Annotated in this window: 9 protein-coding genes; 5 read left to right on the top strand and 4 right to left on the bottom strand. The window is 75.3% G+C overall.

Features of this window, described 5'->3' with window-relative positions:
- Positions 1–201: 201 nt before the first annotated feature.
- The gene (locus ACYVO2_RS33350; RefSeq protein ID WP_461011836.1) at positions 202–1,545 is read right to left on the bottom strand and encodes an NAD(P)/FAD-dependent oxidoreductase; all 1,344 of its coding nucleotides are present in this window, start codon (positions 1,543–1,545) and stop codon (positions 202–204) included.
- 67 nt (positions 1,546–1,612) lie between these two features.
- Positions 1,613–1,885 (bottom strand): acyl carrier protein, encoded by a 273-nt coding sequence (locus tag ACYVO2_RS33345; RefSeq protein WP_461011835.1) that lies wholly within the window; start codon positions 1,883–1,885, stop codon positions 1,613–1,615.
- A 529-nt stretch (positions 1,886–2,414) separates the two neighbouring features.
- Between ACYVO2_RS33345 and ACYVO2_RS33340 the strand changes: the two genes are divergently transcribed.
- The 5 genes from ACYVO2_RS33340 to ACYVO2_RS33320 all read left to right on the top strand — a co-directional run bounded on the left by ACYVO2_RS33340 (position 2,415) and on the right by ACYVO2_RS33320 (position 19,367).
- Positions 2,415–3,119, top strand: coding sequence for a TetR/AcrR family transcriptional regulator (locus ACYVO2_RS33340; protein ID WP_461011834.1), 705 nt, complete (start codon positions 2,415–2,417; stop codon positions 3,117–3,119).
- Between the two features lie 670 nt (positions 3,120–3,789).
- A complete protein-coding gene (locus ACYVO2_RS33335) occupies positions 3,790–10,422 on the top strand; it encodes a type I polyketide synthase (RefSeq protein WP_461011833.1) in 6,633 nt (2,210 codons plus the stop codon).
- Position 10,423: 1 nt separating this feature from the next.
- The gene (locus tag ACYVO2_RS33330) at positions 10,424–17,125 is read left to right on the top strand and encodes a thioester reductase domain-containing protein (protein ID WP_461011832.1); all 6,702 of its coding nucleotides are present in this window, start codon (positions 10,424–10,426) and stop codon (positions 17,123–17,125) included.
- 265 nt (positions 17,126–17,390) lie between these two features.
- Complete coding sequence (locus ACYVO2_RS33325; protein ID WP_461011831.1) at positions 17,391–18,449, top strand: ABC transporter permease; 1,059 nt, start codon at positions 17,391–17,393, stop codon at positions 18,447–18,449.
- Between the two features lie 240 nt (positions 18,450–18,689).
- Positions 18,690–19,367 carry an SAM-dependent methyltransferase gene (locus ACYVO2_RS33320; RefSeq protein WP_461011830.1) on the top strand — a complete coding sequence of 226 codons (678 nt, stop codon included), beginning with the start codon at positions 18,690–18,692 and terminating at the stop codon, positions 19,365–19,367.
- A gap of 311 nt (positions 19,368–19,678) precedes the next feature.
- Here ACYVO2_RS33320 and ACYVO2_RS33315 read toward each other — a convergent pair whose 3' ends face one another.
- Together ACYVO2_RS33315 and ACYVO2_RS33310 are read right to left on the bottom strand one after the other, a co-directional pair.
- Positions 19,679–21,115, bottom strand: a complete 1,437-nt coding sequence (locus ACYVO2_RS33315) for an FAD-dependent oxidoreductase (RefSeq protein WP_461011829.1) — start codon at positions 21,113–21,115, stop codon at positions 19,679–19,681.
- 23 nt (positions 21,116–21,138) lie between these two features.
- Positions 21,139–21,840 (bottom strand): molybdopterin oxidoreductase family protein (locus ACYVO2_RS33310; RefSeq protein WP_461011828.1); only part of this gene is annotated, 702 nt, incomplete at its 5' end.

Raw genomic sequence — 21,840 nt, 5'->3', positions numbered from 1 at the left:
TGTCCGGACGCGGCCGCTCCGCCGGGGGCACTGCCCGCGCGGGCCCGGCGCCGCGGCGTCCCGGCCGGGCGAGTCCTTGTCCGAGAGCGCCACGAGGGGTGCCAGGAGCCGGGCCGGGGCGTACCGTGGGCACGACCGGGCCCCGGCCGCTGCGATCGGCCGGGGCCCGGTCTGTCGCCCGTCGGGGGGGTTCCGCGTCGGTCAGAAGCTGGGAGCCGCCGACGGCGCCTTGAGGTCACCCAGGTAGGGGTGCCACAGGTGCGTCGGGTCCTCCTCGACGGCCTTGACGATCTCCCGCATGGCGGCGAGCGCCTTCGGCTCCTCGTCGTCGTACACGTCGCCCTGGAGCATCTTCAGGACGTCGAGGCGGTACCGGTCGTCCTGGACGAACGCGGTGAAGAGGATGTTGAGCCGGTAGTAGATCGAGATGAACTCGTACCAGTTCCGCACCCCCTTGCGCAGCTTCCGCTCGTAGGTGGCGAAGCGCTCCCGCTTGAAGTCGCCCGCCTGCGCCGCGGCGATGATGTCCTGCGAGGCGATGCGGGCGCTGTTGAGGGCCACGCTGACGCCGCTGGAGAAGATCGGGTCCACGAAGCGGGCCGCGTCGCCGATCAGCACGAAGTTGTCGCCGGCGATCTGCTTCATGCCGTAGCTGTAGTCGCCCTCGGTCTTGAAGGCCTTGACCTGCTCGGAGTTCTTCAGCACGTCGAGCAGCTCCGGGCGGCTGGCGACGGTGTCCCAGAAGAACTTCTCCCGGTCGCCCCCGAACTCCTGGAACCGCTTCTTCTGGCTGACCACACCGACCGAGGTGATCGTGTCGGTGATGGGGATCTGCCACACCCAGGTGTCGGTGACCGGCAGGAAGTGGATGAAGATGTAGTCGGCCTGGTCCTTGTTGACGGCCAGCGCCTTGCGGTCCAGGCCGTCGAACCACCCGTGCACCGCGTACTGGTTGAACACCGGGTCCGAGACCTTGAACTTCATCTGGTTGCCGAGCCGGGTCTGCCGGCCGCTGGCGTCCACGACCATGCGGACGGGGATGTCCACGGACTTGCTGCCGATCTTGACCTCCATGACCGGCAGCTCGCCGTCGAAGTCCACCTTGCCGACGCGGACGCCGTGGAAGACCTTCGCGCCCAGGCTCTCCGCGTGCTGGAGCAGGATCTGGTCGAACTTCGACCGGTCCACGTGGAAGGTGTAGTCCCGGTCCACGCCGTCCTGGTCCCGCTCGCTGAACAGGATCTCCGCCGCGCGGAAGTCGTGGGTCAGGCCGCGGAAGCCGTTGTGGTCGATGTCGCGGTCCTCCGCCGAGGTCCACGCCGCCCCGTACTTCTTCGGGAAGTTGGCCGCCTCGACCTTCGGCATGGCGCCCGTCTCCAGGAGGACGGGAGTGGTGGCCGGCACCAGCGACTCACCCACGTGGTCGCGCGGGAACGTCTCGGCCTCGAACACGGCCACCTTCAGACCGGCCTTGGCCAGGTACGAGGCAGCCGTCGAGCCTGCCGGACCTCCGCCGATGATGCCGATGTCGAACTCTGCGTCCACGACGCACTCCTTCTGTGTGGATTGGTGCGGGGGGTCGGATTGCGACCTGGGCGCGTCGCCCAAGAGGTCAGGCAGGCTGCATCGCCAGCTCGTAGACCATGTCGGTGATGGTCTCGATGCTGTAGAATCGCCGCCCCGTGATGTGGGTGGGGGGGACGTTCACCCCTATCTCGTTCCTGATGTACGTGAGCAGGACGGAGGTGTTCATCGAATTGAGCACCCCCCACTCCAGCAGCGGGCTGTCGGGCTTCAGCTCGGAGATCTCGGCCTCGTCGAGGAACTGCTCGCTGATGTACGTGTGCAGCTTTGTGTAGATCTCGTCGCGGCTGATGGACGTCACTGGGTTCCTCCCGGTGGATCGGCTGCGTCCCAGCCGGTCTGGCCCGGCTGCTGTGGCGATGCTGGGAGTCGCCTCTGGAGACTGGCTCGGCTCTCGCTCAGGCCCCCGGGAGGGGCGGGCGAGGCGGCCGACGGGGCGGCGAAATCACCCCACGCGGAATTGGCGTCCCGGCTGAACCGGGAAAGGTCCCAGGTCAGAGGGTGGATCCGGCGAGGGCGCCGGGCATGTGCGAAGGTGGTCCCTCAAGGTGCCTTCGAGCCCCGGCACCTACGCTCCCGCGAGCCGGACACCGGGGCGGCCCGAGCGGTACACGGGGGAATTCCCGGTGGGCGGCGCCCGGGAGACCGGACCGGCACGGGTGGCCCGCGCGGGCGCATCCACTGTTTCCGGCCAGCGGAAGTCATTGGGTATAGAATTCCTGGAATTCCAGACGGAAGGGCCGCGGGCGGGCGCCCCATCCTGTTCCGGCCTGTTCGGGCCGGTGAAACGCCTGCCCGGCGCCCGAGGGGCGTGCACTGCGGAGGTAATGATGAGCGCTCTTGGGCGTGCAGAGGTGCGGACCGAGGACATCGAGGCGAAGGACGCCGAGGAGGATCGGGAGGAGGTCCGCAGCGAACCGGCGGCGCGCAAGCGCACCGGGCGGCGGCCGGGCAACACCGACAGCCGGCGGCAGATCCTCGAGGCGGCGCAGGAGAAGTTCGCCCAGCTCGGCTACGAGGGCGCCTCCATCCGCTCCATCGCCCAGGAAGCGGGCGTCGACACCGCCCTGATCCACCACTTCTACGTGTCCAAGGAGCGGCTGTTCATCGCCGCCGTGCACGACGCCGTGAACCCCGACCAGATCGTCGCCTCCGTCGCCGGGCGGCGCAGGGCGCTGCGCGGCCTCGGCGAACGCCTCACCCGCACCTACCTGGGCCTGTGGGAGAACGAGAGCACCCGCAACCAGATGCGCGGCATCATGCGCTCCGCGGTCACCCACGAGGGGGCGGCGCAACTGCTGCGCCGTTACTTCATCGAGCAGGTGTCGCTGCCCATCGCCGAGTCCACGGGCAAGTCGCACCCGGAGGTGCGGGCGGTGCTCGCCACCAGCGTGCTGCTGGGCATGGCGATGACGCGGTACATCGTGCAGGTGGAGCCGATCGACACGATGTCCTCCGACGACCTGGTGGCCTGCGTCGCCCCGGTCCTCCAGCGGTACTTCACCGGCCCGCTGCCGATGTCGCCGACCGACTGAGACCCCCGCCCACCGGAAGCGGGCGACGGCGGAGGGGACCCGCGCCGCCGGCTCCTCCGCCGCGCGGGCGCGGCCCCGCGGCAGCCCCGGACGGGGCTGCCGGGTGACGGCGCGGGGGTTCCTCGCGGGTCCGCGCGGTGACACCCCTCCGGACCCGGGCCCGGGTACGCGCGGCGGCCACCCGGCGCGCGCCGGCACGGCGGTCCCGGCCCACGGCCCCACCGCCCCACCGCCTCCCGGACGCGATCCCCTCCCCGGCCCCCGCGCACCCCTTCGCCCCACGCCTGACGCACACCCTTTCCTCACCCGCCTTCCCGCTCCCCGGGACTGCCCTTCTCCACCCTTCCCGGACGGCGGCACTCCGCCCCGCCCGCGGCCCCGCCTCCTCCGCCCTCCCCGGACGCGGCGCCCAGCCCCCTCCCGCCCCGCCCGCCCCGGCGCCGCGCACGCCCGCCCCGTCGGAACCGTCGCCTCCGGAGCGGGGCCCGGCCGCGCCCCCGTCTGCCCGGACCCCCGCGCGACGGGGCCCCGGGCGGCCTTCCGGGCTTCGCCGGGGCCTCAAGTGGGGCGCAAGCGCGGTGAGTAACGGTGGCGGAGCCTACTTCGTGCGAGCCCACTCACATCCGCCGAAGTCACCGCATGTCGTCATACGTCGCCAGGGGTGGACCAGATGCCTGAGCCGAACGCCCGCCGCACGCCCGGCCGGGGCCCGTCACCACGCCGCGGGGCCGCGCCCGGAAACGTTCCAGCGCCCCGACCCGACGACATCGCCGTCGTGGGCGTCGGCTGCCGGTTCCCCGGCGGTGTGCGCGACCTGGACTCCCTGTGGGAGGTCCTGCTCGGTGGCCTGGACGTGGTTGACCGCGTCCCGGGCGACCGCTGGGACGAGAGCTTCTTCCACGACGACCCCGCCCACCCCGGCACCACCTATCTGCGTGACGGCGGGTTCCTCGACGACATCGACCGGTTCGACGCCGAGTTCTTCGGCATCTCACCGCGCGAGGCCCGCGAGATGGACCCCCAGCAGCGGCTGCTGCTCGAGGTCACCGCGGAGGCCATGGACGACGCGGGTGTGCCCGTCGCCCGCTGGGAGGGCACCAGGACATCCGTCCACATGGGCATCCTGGGCTCCGACTACCTGCTGCTGCACGCCAAGGCCGCGGGCACCGCCGCGATCGACCCGTACTTCGCCAGCGGCAAGGAGTTCAGCTTCGCCGCGGGCCGCATCTCCTACGTCTTCGGGCTGCACGGCCCCGCCATGACGGTCAACACCGCCTGCTCGTCCTCCCTGGTCGCGGTGCACCTGGCCTGCCAGGCGCTGCGCAACGGGGAGGCCGACACCGCGCTGGCCGGCGGCGTCAACGCCATCGTCGCGCCCGAGCTGACCGTGTTCATGGGCAAGGTGCGGGCGCTCTCGCCCACCGGGCGCTGCCGCCCGTTCGACGCCGACGCCGACGGCATCGTGCGCGGCGAGGGCTGCGGCGTGATCGTGCTCAAGCGCTATGCCGACGCGGTGCGCGACCACGACCGGATCCACGCCGTCATCCGCGGCAGCGCCGTCAACCAGGACGGCGCCAGCGCCGGGCTCACCGTGCCCAACGCCGTCGCCCAGGCCGCCCTGCTGCGCTCGGCCCTGGCCGCGTCCGGCCTCGACCACCGCCTGCCCGCCTACGTGGAGGCGCACGGCACCGGCACCCCGCTCGGCGACCCGCTGGAGATTGCCGCGCTCGCCGAGGTGCTCGGCGCGGGCCGGCCCGCGGACCGCCCGCTGCTCGTGGGCTCCCACAAGGGCAACTTCGGGCACATGGACTCGGCCGCCGGCATCGCCGGGCTGCTGAAGACCCTGCTGGTGCTGCGCCACCGCACCGTGCCCCCGCAGATCCACCACGACCGCCCGACCCCGCTGGTGGACTGGGCGGCCTCCGGCATCGCCGTGCCCACCGAGCCGACCGAGCTGCCCACCAAGCGCGGCCACGCCGTCGCCGGGGTGAGCGCGTTCGGGCTCTCCGGCACCAACGCGCACGTGGTGCTGTCCACCGTGCCGGAGCGGGCCGCCCGCGGCGGCGCCGTCCCCGCCGGGCACGGGCCGCGCACCCTGCTGGTGTCCGCGTCCACCGCCGAGGGCCTGCGCGCCCTCGCGGGCGACTACCGGCGCCTGCTCGACGGGCTGCCGCCGCCCGAGGACGCCCCGGGCGCCCTGGAGCGGGTGCTGGCCACCGCGGCGCTGCGCCGCACCCACCACCGGCACCGCCTGGCCGTGGTCGCGCCGGACGCCGACGCCCTCGCCGACGCCCTCGCGGCGTTCCACGAGGGCACCCGCCGCCCCGCCGCCAGCGTCGGCGAGCTGCCCGAGGGCCGCACGCCGCCCGTGGTGCACGTCTTCTCCGGCCAGGGCTCGCAGTGGCCCGGCATGGCGGTGGACCTGTACGACGCGGAGCCGGTGGTGCGGCAGGCGCTGGACGAGTGCGACGCCCTGGTCCGCGAGCACGCCGGGTGGTCGCTGCTGGACGCGCTGCGCGACCCGGACCCGGAGCGGCTGAAGGCCACCGACGTGGCGCAGCCCGCGGTGTTCGCCGTGCAGGTGGCGCTGTCGCGGCTGTGGCGCTCGTGGGGCGTGGTGCCGGACAAGGTGATCGGCCACAGCATGGGCGAGGTCGCCGCCGCCTGCGTCGCCGGCGCGCTGACCCTGCCGGACGCGGTCCGCCTGATCGTGGCGCGCGGCCGGCTGATGGCGCGGGCCGGCGGCACCGGGCGGATGGTCAACGTCGAGGCGAGCGCCGACGAGGTGCGCGCGGTGCTGGACGCCCGCCACCCGGAGGTGTGCGTCGCCACCGTCAACGGCCCCCGCTCGGTGGTGGTGGCCGGTCCGCCCGAGGCGGTGGAGCGGGCCGTCGCCGAGCTGAAGGCCGGCGGCGCCCACACCGTCCCGCTGCCCGTGGACTACGCGTTCCACAGCCCCCTGATGCGCCCCTACGGCGACGAGCTGGAGACCCTGCTCGCCGACCTGTCACCCGCCGAGCCCGCCGTGCCGCTGCTGTCCACCGCCGCGCCCGGCGAGACCCCGCCGCTCGACGCCGCGTACTGGGGCCGCAACGTGCGCGAGCCGGTGCTGTTCTGGCCGGTCGTGGACGAGCTGCTCGCCGCGGGCGACGCCGTGTTCGTGGAGATCGGCGCCCACCCGGTGCTCGGCCGCCCGCTCCAGGCCGCCCTGAAGGAGCGGGGCCGCACCGGCCCCGTCGTCGGCTCGCTCACCCGCGACAAGGAGGGCGCCGCCACCCTGGCGCAGGCCCGGGCCGAGCTGCACACCGCGGGCGTGTCCGTGGACTGGGCGGCGGTCTTCCCCGGGCGGGTCCGCCCGGTGACGCTGCCGCCGCACCGCTGGGCCGACGAGCGGCACTGGCTGCCCGGGGTCGCCCGCGGCCAGCAGGGCCGGCCGCCCGAGCGCGCGGGCGCCCTGCCCACCGAAGGGCTGCGCGCCGAGGTCAGGCTGTACGACGCGTCCGGGGCGCTGGTCGGCGAGATCGCCGGGGGAGCGGTGGTGCCGGGCACCGGCGCCGCGGGCACCCCGGTGAGCACGGCCGGTGCGAACGGTTCCGCGCCCGCCGCCCCCGCCGGCCCCGCCCCCGCCCCCGTCCCCGCGGCCCCCGCCCCCGCCCCCGCCCCCGCCGCAGCCGGCGCACCGCCGGACCGGGACCGCGTGGCCGCCGCCGTGCACGGCGCGCTGGCCACCGTGCTCGGGCACGCCCCGGGCAAGCGGCTCCCGGCCACCCGCGGCTTCTTCGAGCTGGGCATCGACTCCATCTCGGTCACCGAGCTGGCCCGCCAGGTGCAGGAGGCGCTCGGCGTGGAGCTCGACGGCGCGGACGTGCTGTCCCACGCCAGCGTCGAGGCGCTCACCGAGCACCTGCTCACCCTGGACCTGCCCCCGCTGCCCGGCGCCGACGCGCCCGCCCCGGCCCAGCCCGCCCCCGCCGCGCAGCCCACCCCCGTGGCCGCGCAGCCCGTCCCCGCCCCCTCCGCGCAGCCCGTCCCCGCCCCCTCCACCCCGCGGGTCCCCGTCGCCCACGAGCCGCCCCCCGGCCCCGAGCCCATCGCCATCGTCGGCATCGGGTGCCGCCTGCCCGGCGGCGCCGACAGCCCCGCGGCGTTCTGGGACCTGCTGGCCGCGCGCACCGACGCCACCGGCGAGGTGCCCGCCGACCGCTGGGACGCGGCCGCGCTGCTCGCCGACGGGCCCGTCACCCCGGGCCGCACCGCCACCGCGCGCGGCGCCTTCCTGGACGCGGTCGACGGCTTCGACCACGGCTTCTTCCGCATCTCCCCGCGCGAGGCCCGCAGCATGGACCCGCAGCAGCGCATCTTCCTCGAGGTCGCCTGGGAGGCCCTGGAGGACGCCGGGGCGCGGACCGACCGGCTGCGCGGCGGGCGCACCGGCGTGTTCGTCGGCCTCAACACCACCGACTACCAGCAGTTGGTCACCCGCGACCGCCAGGACGTCGACCTCTACTACGGCACCGGCAACTCCTTCAGCGGCACCGCCGGGCGCCTGTCGTACTTCCTCGGGGTGCGCGGCCCCAGCATCGCCGTGGACACCGCCTGCTCCTCCTCGCTGACCGCCGTGCACCTGGCGTGCCAGAGCCTGCGCGCCGGCGAGAGCGAGATCGCCGTCGCGGGCGGCGCCAACGTGATGTCCACCCCGACGGTGTTCCTCGCCATGTCGGCCGCCGGGGCGCTCGCCCCCGACGGGCGGTGCAAGACCTTCGACGACTCCGCCGACGGGTACGGCAGGGGCGAGGGCGCGGGCGCGCTGGTGCTCAAGACCCTCTCCCGGGCCCGCCGCGACGGCGACCGGGTGTACGCGGTGATCCGCGGCAGCGCCGTCAACCAGGACGGCGCCAGCGGCGGCCTGACCGTGCCGAGCGGCGAGGCCCAGCAGGAGGTCATCCGCGCCGCGCTCGACCAGGCGGGCATCGCCCCCGGCGAGGTGGACTACGTGGAGGCGCACGGCACCGGCACCCGGCTCGGCGACGCCATCGAGATCCGCGCCCTGTCCGGGGCGCTCGGCGCCGGGCGCACCCAGGACCGGCCGCTGCTGGTCGGCTCGGTGAAGACCAACGTCGGGCATCTGGAGGCGGCGGCGGGCGTCACCGGCCTGATCAAGACGGTGCTGGCGCTCGGCCGCCAGGAGATCCCGGCCCACCTGCACGTCACCACCCCGACCCACCAGGTCGCGTGGGACCGGCTGCCGGTGCGGGTGGTCACCGAGCCCACCCCGTGGCCGCGCGGCGACCGGCCGCGCACCGCGGGGATCAGCGCCTTCGGGTTCACCGGCACCAACGCCCACGTGGTGGTGCAGGAGCCGCCCGCCGACGTCGCGGCGGCCCCCGCTCCCGCGACCGCGCCGGCGCGGCCCCTGGTGCTCACCACCTCCGCCCTGAACCCCGCCGCCCTGCGGGACGCCGCCCGGCTGCTCGCCGAGCGGGTCGCCTCCGCGGACGAGGCCGAACTGGCCGACCTGTGCTGGGTCTCGGGCGTGCGGCGCACCCACCACGAGCACCGCGTCGCGGTGGCCGCCCGCACCCGGCGGGAGGCGGCCGACGCCCTCGCGGCGGTGGCCCGCGGCGAGTCGGCGCCCGGCGCCCACCTGGGCACCGGCCGCCCCGGCGAGGACCGGGCGCTGGCCCTGCTGTACGGGGAGCAGGCGCCCGACCTGCCCTGGGCCGCGCTGCTCGGCGCCGACCCGGCGGGCGGGGACGTGGTGCGCGCCCTGCTCGGCGGGCCCGAGGCGGCGGCGGCCTTCCGCGGCGCCGTGGCGGACACCGACGCGGCGGCGCGCGAGGTGCTGGGCTTCTCGCCCGTCGAGGCGTGGGAGACCGGCCGGGCACCGCGGCCGGGGACGGCCGAGCACGGCGCGCTGATCCTGGCCGGGCAGCTCGCCGCGACCGCGGTGTGGGACCGGCTCGGCGTCACCCCCGACGCGGTCGTGGGCCACGGCACCGGCGAGTACGCAGCCGCCGTGGTGGCGGGCGAGCTGGGCGCCGCGGACGCGCTGCGGCTGCTCGCGGCGGGCCGCGCCCCCGAGCCGGGACGGGGCGCGCTGCCCCGGCACTCGGCCGCGGGCGGCTGGCCGGAACTCGCCGGACGGCTCGCCGAGGACGGCGTCGAGGTCGTGCTCGACCCGCAGGGCGCCGCGGCCGAGGCGCTGCGCCCGGCACTGGAGGCGGCCCGGCAGGCCGCGAAGGGCCGCGGCGGCGCTCCCGAGCTCGTCGTCCTCAGCCCCGAGAGCACCGGGGTGGTCGATCTGCTGGCCACGGCGGGGGCGCTGCACGCGCACGGCTGCCGGGTGGACTGGGACCGCCTGGTCCCGGACGGCCGCCGCATGGTGACGCTGCCGACCTACCCGTGGCAGCGCAGGCGCCACTGGATCGCCGCACCCGCCCCGTCCCCCGCGCCCGCCGCCAACGGCGCGGTGCAGACGAACGGCGCGGCACCGGCGAACGGCACCGCCCACTCCAACGGCACCGCGCAGTCCAACGGCACCCCGCAGTCCAACGGCGCGGTGCAGTCCAACGGCGCGGCCCCGAACGGCACCCCGGCGGCCGTCGGCGCGGCGGCCAACGGCGCCGCCCAGGCGAACGGCAACGCGCCGGCCAACGGCACCGCGCACTCCAACGGCGCCGCCCAGGCGAACGGCACCGCACCCGCGAACGGCGCCCCGGCGCCCTCCGCCCCGGCCGCCGCCGTCCCCCCGCTGGTCGCCGCCCTGGCCGCGCTGCCCCCGGACGACCGGGCGGAGCACCTGCTCCAGGTGCTGCTCGACCTGGTGGCCGAGGTGCTCGGCGGGGCCGACGACGTCGGACCGGAGCAGGGCTTCTTCGAACTGGGCGTGGACTCCGTGCTCGGCGCGGAGCTCAAGCAGCGCGCCGAGGGGGAGATCGGCCGCGAACTGCCCGGAACGATCATGTTCGAGTGCCCCAACGCCCGCTCCTTCGCGGAGTTCATCCTGGAGGAGCTGTTCGAGGGCGCGGAACCCGCCGTGCCCGGCCCCGACGCCGCCCCGGCGCCCCCGACCCCCCCGCCCGCGGCCCACGAGGCGCCCGCGCCGGGGCCGGGCGGCGAACCGGACACCGCGGCGGCCCGCACACCCGACGGCACACCCGACGGCGCGACCGGCGACCCGATTGACGACGCACCCGACGAGGCGCTCGACGACGGGCTCGACGACCTCAGCGACGACGCGCTGATGGGGCGCCTGCTCGCCGCGCTCTCCAGCTCCGAATCCATGCTGACCGAGGGAGACTGAAATGACGACGACGCACGGCGGCCCGGTCCAGCAGGACTACCGGGCCCGGCTCGTCGACGCTCTGCGGACGATCGAGCGGCTCCAGGACCGGCTGAAGAAGGCGAAGGCAGCCGACGGCGCCCCCCGCCTCGACGAGCCCATCGCCATCGTCGGCCTCGGCTGCCGCCTGCCCGGCGGCGCGGACAGCCCCGAGGCGTTCTGGCGGCTGCTGAGCGAGGGCGTCGACGCCACCTCCGAGTTCCCCGCCGACCGCGGGGACGCCTCCGCCCTCTACGACCCCGACCCGGACGCCCCCGGCAAGACCTATGTGACCAGGGGCGGGTTCCTGGGCGGGCCGGTGGACACCTTCGAGCCGTCCGTCTTCGGCATCTCGCCGCGCGAGGCGCTGGGCATGGACCCGCAGCAGCGCATCGCCCTGGAGGTGGCCTGGGAGGCGCTGGAGCGCGCCGGCTACGCCCCGGACCGGCTGAACGGCAGCGCCACCGGCGTCTACCTGGGCCTGAGCACCACCGACTACGTGCGGATGCGCCAGAGCGAGGGCGACATCCGCGACGTGGACGCCTACCAGCTCGTCGGCGAGCCCAGCTTCGCCGCCGGGCGGATCTCCTACACCCTCGGGCTCCAGGGCCCGTGCAAGGTCATCGACACCACCTGCTCCTCCTCGCTGGTGGCGCTGCACGAGGCCTGCCAGGCGCTGCGGCTCGGCGACTGCGACATGGCGCTCGCCGGCGGCGTCAACCTGATGCTGTCCCCGTACGGCTTCGTGATGATGAGCAAGTTCGCCGGGGTGTCGCCCGACGGGCGCTGCAAGACCTTCGACGCGAGCGCGGACGGCTACGGCCGCGGCGAGGGCGCGGGCATCGTCGTCCTCAAGCGCTGGTCCGACGCGCGGCGCGACGGCGACAACGTCATCGCCCTGGTCCGCGGCACCGCCATCAACCACGACGGCCGCAGCAGCGGCCTGACCGTGCCGAACCCCGCCGCCCAGCAGAGCGTGATCCGGGCGGCGCTGGAGCAGGCCGGCATCGCCCCCGGCGACGTGGACTACGTGGAGGCGCACGGCACCGGCACCGCGCTCGGCGACCCCATCGAGCTGCGCGCCCTCCAGGCCGTCATCGGCAAGGAGCGGCCGGAGGACTCCCCGCTGCTGGTCGGCTCGGTCAAGACCAACATCGGCCACCTGGAGTCCGCCGCGGGCGTCGCCGGGCTGCTGAAGCTGGTGCTGGCCCTCCAGCACGGCGAGATCCCGCCGCACCTGCACTTCACCACGCCCAACCCGAACGTGGACTGGAGCAGGCTGCGCATCCAGGTCGCCGACACCGCCCGCCCCTGGCCCGAGGCCGGCCGCCCCCGCATCGGCGCCATCAGCAGCTTCGGCGCCTCGGGCACCAACGCCCACGCCGTGGTCAGCGCCCCGCCGCGGGAGCGGGAGGAGGCCGGGCGGACCGGCCCCGAGGCCCCCGGCGTCTACCTGCTGTCGGCCAACTCCGAGGAGGCGCTGACCGAGCTGGCCCGCCGCCACGCCCTGCACCTGCGGCGCGAGCCCGGCCTGACCCTGGCCGACGCCTGCTGGACCACCCAGGTCGGCCGGGCCAGGCAGACCTGGGGCCTGGCCGCGTCGGCGGGCTCCCTCGAGGCGCTCGCCGACGCCCTGGACGCCCACGCCCGCGGCGAGCGCGACCCGCACCTGGCCACCGCGAAGCTGCCGGTGCACAAGTACCGCAAGACCGCCTGGCTGTTCACCGGCCAGGGCGCCCAGTACGCGGGCATGGCCGCGGGCCTGGCCGACGAGCCCGCGTTCCGCGCCGCGTTCGACGCCTGCGCCGAGCTGTTCGACCAGCACCTGGACCGCCCGCTGGCGTCCGTGGTGTGGCCGGGCCCCGGCGAGACCTCGCCGGTCGACGACACCCGCTACACCCAGCCCGCCCTGTTCGCCGTCGAGTACGCGCTCGCCCGCATGTGGCAGTCCTACGGGCTCAAGCCCACGGCGCTGCTCGGCCACAGCATCGGCGAGATCGCCGCCGCCTGCGTGGCCGGGGTGTTCTCCCTGGAGGACGCCGTCCGCCTGGTCGCCGCCCGCGCCTCGCTGATGGCCGCCCTGCCCGCGGGCGGCGCCATGGCCGCCGTGCACTGCGACGAGGCCACCGCGCTCGCCGCCATCGCCGCGTACCCGGACACCGTCGCGCTCGCCGCCGTCAACGGACCGCACACGGTGACCGTCTCCGGCGCCGCCGCCGACGTCGACGCCGTCACCGCCGCGCTGCGCGAGCAGGGCGTGCGCAGCCAGCGGCTCACCGTCTCGCACGCCTTCCACTCGCCGCTGCTGCGCCCCATGCTCGACGCCTTCCGCGAGGTCGCCGGCACCGTCACCTACTCGGCGCCGGCCATCCCGCTGTACTCCAACGTGACCGGCAGGCGGTGGACCGAGGCCGAGGTCGGCCCCGAGTACTGGGTGCGCCACGCCGCCGGGGCGGTCCGCTTCCACGACGGCATCACCGGCCTGCACGCCGACGGGGTGCGCACCTTCCTCGAGGTCGGGCCGCACCCGGTCCTGGTGGGCCTGGGCAACCGGGCCGTGGAGGACCCCGACTGCGTGTGGATCCCGTCGCTGCGCCGCCCCACCCGCGGCGTGGCCCTGGCCGACCGCGAGGTGGTGGGGCAGGCGCTCGGTCTGCTGCACCTGCGCGGCGGCACCGTCGACTGGGACGCCGTGCACCGCGACCGCCCCGGCCCGCGCCGCCGGGTCGCGCTGCCCACCGCCGTGTGGCGCGGCGAGTCGTACTGGTTCACCCCCAAGCGCGACAGCGGGCAGGCCGCGGCGCCCGCGCTGCCCGCGGGCGAGGAGGTGCCGTCGGTGGGCGTGCGGCTGCGCAGCGCCGTCCCCACCTACCAGGTGGACCTGGACGACCCCAGGTGGGACCCGTACGCCCGGGTCGCCGCCGACGGCCACAGCTACCTGCCGGTGGGCGCGGTCGCGTCGATGATGCACGACATCGTCGCCGACGCCCTCGGCGGCCACTGGGACTGCGTGGAAGAGGTCGTCATCGAGCAGCGGCTGCCCCGCGGCGACGGCCGGATCGCCCAGTTCACGGTGCGCCCCGACAAGGACGGGCACGCCGCCTACGACTGCTACAGCATCTCCCCCGCGGAGGAGGCCGCGGGCGCCCCGTGGACCCGGCACGGCCACGGCCTGCTGCGCCGCCGGGCCTCCGGCCGCCGCCTGGCCCGCTCCCTCCAGGTGCACCGGTACGGAGACGCGGTCAGCTTCGAGCCCGCCGCGCTGTCCTCCGCCCTGGCCGGCGCGGTCACCGGCGCCCACCGCGGCGGCGGCGGGGTGCTGGTCGCCCTCTCCCAGGACCGCAGCGACAGCGCCCTGAGCTGGGTGGAGGTGGTGGACGCCGCGGTCGCCGCGCTCTCCTGGGACGCGGGCGCCGACACCCACGAGGTCGGGTTCACCCGCCGCATCAGCGACCTGATCTGCCCCGACCCGCGGCGGGTGGCGTATGTGCGGGCCACCGCCCACCACGCCACCGGCACCTCGGCGAAGCTGCGCGAGGTCAGCGGCTCGGTGGAGTTCTTCGCCGAGGACGGCGCGCACGTCGGCGGCATCGGCGAGCTGCTGGTGGTCGGCGCCGAGGCGGTGCCGCCCAGGGGCGCGCCGTGGCGGCACCCCGACGAGCTGCTCCAGCGCGTCGAGTGGCAGCCCGCGCAGCCCGCGCCGGCCCCGGGGCGGCTCGCCGGCGAGAGCTGGCTGCTGCTGCCCGACCGCAGGGGCGTGGCCGAGCGGCTCGCCGGCGCACTGCGCGAGCTGGGCGCCCACTGCCTGGTCGCCGAGCCGGACGAGGTCGGGCCGGACGCCGAGCGGATGGCCGCCCTGGTGGGCCGCTGGCGCGAGCAGGCGGGCCCCGGCGACACCCCCGGGCGGGTGGTCCTGCTGTCCGGCCTGGACGCGCCCGAGCCGGACGGCGTGGACGTGGACGCGCTCGTGGACTACCGCGACCGCACCGAGCTGACCCTGGTGGCCGCGGTGCAGGCGCTGCTGGCCCGCGGGGACGGCGCCGCCACAGTGTCGTTCGTCACCCGGGGCACCGTCCCCGCGCCCGGCGCCCCCGGGGTGACCTCCCCGTTCGGCAACACCCTGTGGGGCCTGGGCCGGGTGGTCGCCCTCGAGCACCCCGAGCACTGGGGCGGCGCGGTGGACCTCGACCCGCGGCGGGAGAACGACGACGCCGCCGCGCTGGCCGCCGCCCTGCTGGATGTGCGCGCCGAGGACCAGCAGGCGCTGCGCGACGGCACCCGGTACGTGGCGCGGCTCGTCCCGCACCACCTGGAGGCCGCCGAGCTGCGCCGCACCCCGCCGGTCAGGCAGGACGCCTCGTACCTGATCACCGGCGCGTTCGGCGGCATCGGGCGGGCCCTGTCCCGCTGGCTGGCCGTCAACGGCGCGGGCAAGCTGGTGCTGCTCGGCCGCACCCCGCTGCCGCCGCGCGCCGACTGGAACCTGCCGCAGTTGCCCCCGGCCGTCCGCGAGCGCGTCGCGCTGGTGCGGGAGCTGGAGGCCACCGGCGCCGCCGTGGAGGTGGTCGCGGCGGACGTGTGCGACATCCAGCAGATGCTGCCCGTGATGGAGAACCTGGCCATGGACCCCCGTCCGCTGGCCGGTGTGGTGCACGCGGCCGGCCTGTCCGTGCCGCAGTTCCTGCGGGACATCCCGGCCTCCCGGCCGGACGAGTACGACGCGGTGTGGCGGCCGAAGGTCGTCGGCGGCTGGCTGCTGCACCAGCTCACCGAGGGCGCCGACCTGGACTTCTTCCTCGGGTTCTCCTCGATCGCGGCGACCTGGGGCTCCCAGCACCTGTCCTCGTACTCCGCGGCCAACGCCTTCCTCGACGGCCTGGCCGAGTACCGGCACAGCCTGGGCCAGGCGGCGCTCACCGTGAGCTGGGGCCCGTGGGAGCTGGAGTCCAACCTGTTCGGCGAGGACGTGCTGGCGTTCCTCACCTCCACCGGCCTGCGCACCCTGTCGGCCCCGCAGTGCCTGAAGCTGCTCGGCGCGCTGCTGACCGGCCGGCACCCGCAGGCCGTGGTCTGCGCCGCCGACTGGGCCACGTACAAGCCGGTCATGGAGGCCAGGATCGAGCGCCCGCTGCTGCGCACCCTCGTCGTCGCCGAGGACTTCGGCGACGAGACCGACTCGCCGGTGTTGCGGGAGCTCCAGGGCGCGTCCGGGCCCGAGGAGCGGGCCGGGCGGCTGGTCGGCTATCTGCGCGGGGTGCTGGGCGAGGTGCTGTCGGTCGCCGCCGACACCATCGAGCCCGCCGCGGACGTGATGTCGCACGGCCTGGACTCGCTGATGGTGATGGAGGTCGTCAAGCGCTGCAAGAAGGACCTGCGGGTCAGCGTCCGGCCCAACCAGCTCTTCGAGCGGTCCACGCTGGAGGACTGGGCGGAGCTGCTGGCCTCCGAGCTCGGCGGCGGCAAGGACGCCGAGGCGGGCGCGGACGCGGAGGACGCCCCCATGTCCGTCCCCGCCAACATCGCGGGCGACGTGACGCTGGACCCGGCCATCCGCCCCGAGGGCCCGCTGCGCGACGGCTACACCGATCCGCGGCACGTGCTGCTCACCGGCGCCACCGGCTTCCTCGGCGCCTACCTGCTGGACGAGCTGCTGGCCACCACCGAGGCCACCGTGCACTGCCTGGTGCGCTGCTCGGGGCCGGAGGAGGGGCTGGCGCGGATCCGGGAGAACTACCTCAAGTACCTGCCGTGGCGGCAGGGCGCGGAGCACCGGATCGCCGTGCACCCCGGCGACCTGGAGAAGCCGCTGCTGGGGCTGACCGAGGAGCTGTTCGACGACCTGGCGCACCGCCTGGACGCCATCTACCACAACGGCGCCTGGGTGAACTTCTCCTACACCTACGAGCAGTTGCGGCCGGCCAACCTCACCAGTTGCGAGGAGATCCTGCGCCTGGCCTGCCGCGGGCCGCTCACCCCGGTCAGCCACGTGTCCACGTACGGCATCTGGGGCCTGCCCGCCGACGGCCGCACCGTCATCAAGGAGACCGACGACATCGCGGGCGCGGGGAAGCTGGTCACCGGCTACGTGCAGACCAAGTGGGCCGCCGAGCGGCTGATGGAGACCGCGCGGGACCGCGGCATCCCGGTGGACGTGTACCGCCCCGGCCGGGTGCTCGGCGACTCGCGCACCGGCGCCGCCCTGACGACGCACTTCACCACCCGGGTCATCAAGGGCTGCGTCCAGCTCGGCATCGCGCCGGACCTGGACCTGGAGATCGAGATGACCCCGGTGGACTACGTCACCGGCGCGCTGGTGCGCATCTCCCGGGAGCCGCACGCCTTCGGGGAGACCTACCACCTGGTCAACCGGCGCAAGCTCACCTTCCGCCGGTTGGTGGACGCCATCGCCGCGTACGGGTGGAAGGCCGACCTGGTGCCCGTGGACGACTGGTGGCGGGCCCTCCAGGACACCTACGGCGAGCGGGACAACGAGCTGCACCCGGTGATGGGCGTGGTGGAGGAGTTCGTCGTGGGCGGCGAGGAGGCCATCGACTACGACGCCACCAACGCCGAACGCGCCCTGACCGGCTCCGGCATCAACTGCCCGCCGCTGGACGAAAAGCTGCTCGGGGTCTATTTCGACTGGATGGTGAAGAGCGGCTATCTGCCCGCGCCGGGCGACTGACGCAAAGCCGGACCGGCGCAGCGTCGGACCGACACGCGGTCAAACATCTCCCATCGCACCGACTCTGGGGCCCGTTCGGGTGAAGCCGAACGGGCCCCAGGTTGCCTCGGGAAAATCATCGGTCATAGAATTCATCACCTGATGATAGTTGGCTGCGTCGGCGTGCCGGCCGGGCGACCGCAGTGGCGGCCACGCCTGCGCGTGGGGCCGCGGAAGCAGCGCCGCGAGAGCCGCGTGGACGGTCGGAGCGAGAAGGAGCACCATCATGAGCACTGACAGCGACGTCGGCCGCGAGAGCGGGGGCGAGGCGTCCCGCCACCCCGCCGCGCCGCATCCCAAGCAGATCGGGCCGGCGATCCTCGGTGGCGTCGTCGTGCTGAGCCTCTTCCTGTGGATCATCGCCGCTGCCCTGCACAACCCCAAGCCCAACGACCTGCCGCTGGGCGTCGTCGGCGACGCGGCCACGGTTCAGCAGGTGGAGCAGCAGCTCGAGCGCGCCCCCGGCTCCCTCGACATCACGGCCTACCAGGACGTGGAGACGGCCAAGGAGGCGCTGGAGGACCAGGAGGTCCTGGGTGTCTTCGCGCCGGGTCCGGACAGCAGCGAGCTGTTCGTGACGGGCGCCACCGGCCTGATGCCGAAGAACTTCTTCACCAACACGTTCACCTCCATGGCCATGCAGAGCGGCCAGACGCTGACGGTGACGGACCTGGCGCCGCTGCCCGAGGGCGACTCCACGGGCTTCATCGCGCTGTTCCTGTTCGCGAGCATGACCATCGCCACCGTCGCCTTCCTGGTGGTGCTGACGCTGCGGGCGCCGCGCCTGCCGGTGAAGTTCTGGCTGGGCCCGGCCGCGGTCTACTCGGTGCTGGCGGGCCTGACCGCCATCGCCATCGTCCGGTGGACCTTCGACGCCTACCCGTCGGACTACTGGGCGCTGTCCGGCCTCTGCGCGCTGTACGCCTTCGCCATCCTGGCGTGCGTCAAGGCGTTCCAGCTCGTGGGCTTCCCGGGCATCGGGCTCGGTGCGCTGACCTTCCTGGTCTTCGGCATCGCCAGCTCCGGCGGCGGCGTCAACCGCTACTTCATGCCGGACTTCTACGTGTTCATCAACGAGTACATGCCGGGCGGCGCCTTCGTCACGGGCCTGCGCAGCATCGGCTACCTCGACGGCGCCGCGCTCGGCACGCCCATGGCGGTGATCCTGGGCTGGCTCGCGGTGGGGCTGGTCGTCGCGATCGGCGGCCACGCCGTCAAGGAGCGGCGCCAGGCCGCGCTGCCGAGCGGTGCGGGCGAGGGGGCGGCGACCCCCAGCCGCGTCTGACGCCTGCCGGCGGACGATCCCGCGCGGCCCGGGCCGGTGCGCCTCCGGCCCGGGCCGCGGCGGTTCCTCCGTGGCCGGTGCGGAGGCGCACCGAGGTCGGACCGCCCTCGAATCGCCGTCGAGTTCCGCACTTGTCCCGGTGGTCGCGCGGTGGTTTTCCGATGGTTTTCCAGCCGCAGCGGAATATGGTTCTTTTGCTTGTCGTTGACACTCGACTAATCAGGGCTGGAGAATAAAGCTATGGCAGAATCTTCATCACAAGTCGAGGGTTTCTACAAGAAAACTTACGAGGGCGAAACCAGCCTCACCGCGCGCCCCCCGTGGGACATCGGCGAGCCGCAGCGGCCTTTCGTGGAACTCGAGCGCGCCGGCGCCATCAAGGGGGACGTGCTCGACGCGGGCTGCGGCTCCGGCGAGATGGCGCTGTTCCTCGCCGGCGCGGGCCACTCCGTCCTCGGCGTGGACATCTCCGAGGCGGCCGTCGAGCACGCGCGCGGGCGGGCCGCCGAGCGCGGCAGCACGGCGGAGTTCGCCGCCGGCTCGGTGCTGGACCTGGCGCCGTACGCGGGGCGGTTCGACACCGTGGTCGACTGCGGCATGTTCCACGCCCTGTCCCCGGAGGACCGGTCCACCTACGCCGCGCAGCTCCGCCTGGCCACCAGGCCAGGGGCCCGGGTGTACATCCTGGCCATGAGCACCGAGGCCAGGGCCGTGGTGAAGGCCAAGTTCGGGGCGGCGGGCGTGCCCGAGAAGGTCCGCGCCGGATTCCCGCCCGTGGTCCCGGACGACCTGCGTGGCGCGTTCGCCGAGGGCTGGGAGGTGGAGTCGGTCGCCGACTCCATCCTCCAGGTGCGCTTCCCGGGCGAGCAGGAGCTCACCGACCTCCCGGCGTACTTCGGCACGTTCCGGAGGCTGTGACCGCGCTGCCCCTACCCCCGTGGGGCGGTGCGCACCCGGCGCCGCGGCGGACGTTCACCCGTCCGCCGCGGCGCCGACGTCTTCCCGGGCTTTCCGCGAATACCGCGGACGGCATTCCCGGCCACCGCCGCGGGCGGCGGCGCAATCGGCGTTCCCTGAGCCCCTGGGAAAACGGACGATCGTTCGCTCGGAACGGTGTATTCCGCACACCCCCCCCCGCGCACCCCCGGGGGTCGTGCGGCGGCGGCCGGGGAATTCCCGGATCCGGTGGAAAACCACCGCCGGGCGGCGCCGGGAAACGGCGGCCGGACTCAGGCGCTCTGCCCCGCCGCCGCCTCCTCGCCCGCCTCCCGGCCCGCCAGCCAGGCGCACATCCGCTCCACGGCCCCCGCGCAGCCCCCGCAGCCCGTCGTCGCCCAGGTGGCGCCGGCCAGGGCCGCCCGGTCGCGGGCGCCCGACCGCCACGCCTGCACCACTCGTGCCTTGGTGACGCCGTTGCAGCGGCACACCAGGGCCCGCTCCGGCAGCTTCTCCGGGCTCTCGGTGACCTCCGAGCCCCGGCCGAGCAGCAGGCCGAACCGGTCCGCGGGCGCCGGGGCGTCCGTGGTGTGCAACTGGACCACCGACCCCGTCGCGTCGGGCAGGCCCAGCACGATGGCGCCCACCACCCGGTCCGCGCGCAGGGCCAGCGCGCCGTAGCTGCCCCGGGCGGGCGCCGAGACGCGGACCAGCTCCGTGCCGTCGTCCCCGTCCATCGGGATCTCGCCCATGGCGGCCAGGTCGATGCCCCTGGCCTTGAGCCGCACCACGGGCCGCGACCCGGTGTACCGGGCGTCGGTGCCGGTGAGCACGCCCGCCAGGGCCTCGGCCTGGTCCCAGCACGGCTCCACCAGGCCGTGACAGCGCCCGCGGTGCTCGGCGCACTCGCCGATCGCGTACACCCCGGGGGCGGAGGCGGCCATCCGGTCGTCCACCACCACCCCGCGCCGCACGGTCAGGCCGGCCGCGCGCGCCAGCTCCGTGTCCGGGGCGACCCCGGCGGTGACCACGACGCCGGAGCACTCCAGCGCCGAGCCGTCCGTCAGTTCCAGGGTGCCGCCGTCCGGCCGGGGCCGCCAGCCCGCCGCGCCGACGGCGAGCCGCACCCGCACGCCGAGCCCGTCCAGGATCCCGGCGAGCACCCGGCCCGCCTCCGGGTCGAGCTGGCTCTCCATCAGATGGCCCACCGGGTGCACCAGGGTCACCTCGACGCCGAGACCCGCCAGGCCGCGCGCCGCCTCCACCCCGAGCAGGCCGCCGCCGAGCACGGCCATCGGGCCGGTCCCGGCGAGCTGGGCGATCCTGGCGCAGTCCGCGAGGGTGCGGAACGTGGCGACGCCCGGCGCCGGGCCGCCGTCGGCGGAGGCCAGGCCGGGCACCGGAGGCAGCAGCGGGCGCGCCCCGGTGGCCAGCACCAGGGCGTCGTAGTCCAGTTCCGTGCCGTCGGACAGGCGGACGGCGCGGGCGGCCGTGTCCACCGAGACCGCCCGCGTCCCCAGCAGGGTGCGCCCGTCGTGGTGGGCCAGCTCGAGGTCGTCCGGGGTCACCGTCCCGGCGAGTACCGCGGACAGCAGGACTCTGTTGTACGCCGGGTGCGGCTCAGCGCCGACCAGCGTCACCCGCGGGCCGCCGCCGCGGGCCCGCAGTGCCTGCGCGAGCCGGTGGCCCGCCATGCCGTTGCCGATGATGACGACGTGGGAGGTGTCCATGGCGCTTGTGCTCTCCTAGACGGTCACGGACGGGCCGCCCCGGCGGCGCGGTCCAGCGGGACGCGGTCGCCCGCGGCGGGCTCCGCCGCGGGCAGCGGTTCCAGGCGCACCGCGCACACCTTCAGCTCCGGCATCCGGGACACCGGGTCGAGCAGGGGTTCGGTCAGCAGGTTGGCGCGCTCCTCGCCCGGGAAGTGGAACGGCAGGAACACCGTGTCCTGGCGCAGCTCCGGCACCAGGCGCACCGTGGCCAGCGCCGCGCCCCGCGCGGAGACCACCCGGGCCCGCTCCCCTTCGGCCAGGCCCGCCCGGGCCGCGGTGTCCGGGTGCACCTCCACGAACGCCTCCGGCTCCGCCTCGAGCAGCTCGGGCACGCGCCGGGTCTGCGCCCCCGACTGGTACTGCGCCAGCACCCGGCCCACGGTGGCGTACAGCGGGAACTCCTCGCCGGTGCGCACCGCGGGCGCGTACTCGACGGGGACGAACCGCGCCCGGCCGTCGGGGTGGGCGAAGCGCTCGGTGAACATCCGCGGCGTGCCCGGGTGCCCGGGGCCGGGGCAGGGCCAGTGCAGGGCCTCGCCCGCGTCCAGGCGCTCCCAGGTGATGCCCCGGTAGTCGGCCTGCCCGCCCGCCGAGGCGGCGCGCAGCTCGTCGTAGACCGCTCGGGGGTCGCTGGGGAAGCGGTGCGGGGGCTGGCCGAGCCGTACGGCCAGCTCGTGCAGGAC

This window comes from Streptomyces capparidis (assembly GCF_054782095.1).
This window is presented reverse-complemented; position numbering and strand designations above follow the sequence as displayed.

Excerpts from the sequence above, each read along its gene's own strand:
- ACYVO2_RS33340 (WP_461011834.1), top strand. The coding sequence starts at position 2,415 with ATGAGCGCTCTTGGGCGTGCAGAGGTGCGGACCGAGGACATCGAGGCG.
- ACYVO2_RS33335 (WP_461011833.1), top strand. The coding sequence starts at position 3,790 with ATGCCTGAGCCGAACGCCCGCCGCACGCCCGGCCGGGGCCCGTCACCA.
- ACYVO2_RS33330 (WP_461011832.1), top strand. The coding sequence starts at position 10,424 with ATGACGACGACGCACGGCGGCCCGGTCCAGCAGGACTACCGGGCCCGG.
- ACYVO2_RS33325 (WP_461011831.1), top strand. The coding sequence starts at position 17,391 with ATGAGCACTGACAGCGACGTCGGCCGCGAGAGCGGGGGCGAGGCGTCC.
- ACYVO2_RS33320 (WP_461011830.1), top strand. The coding sequence starts at position 18,690 with ATGGCAGAATCTTCATCACAAGTCGAGGGTTTCTACAAGAAAACTTAC.
- ACYVO2_RS33315 (WP_461011829.1), bottom strand. The coding sequence starts at position 21,115 with ATGGACACCTCCCACGTCGTCATCATCGGCAACGGCATGGCGGGCCAC.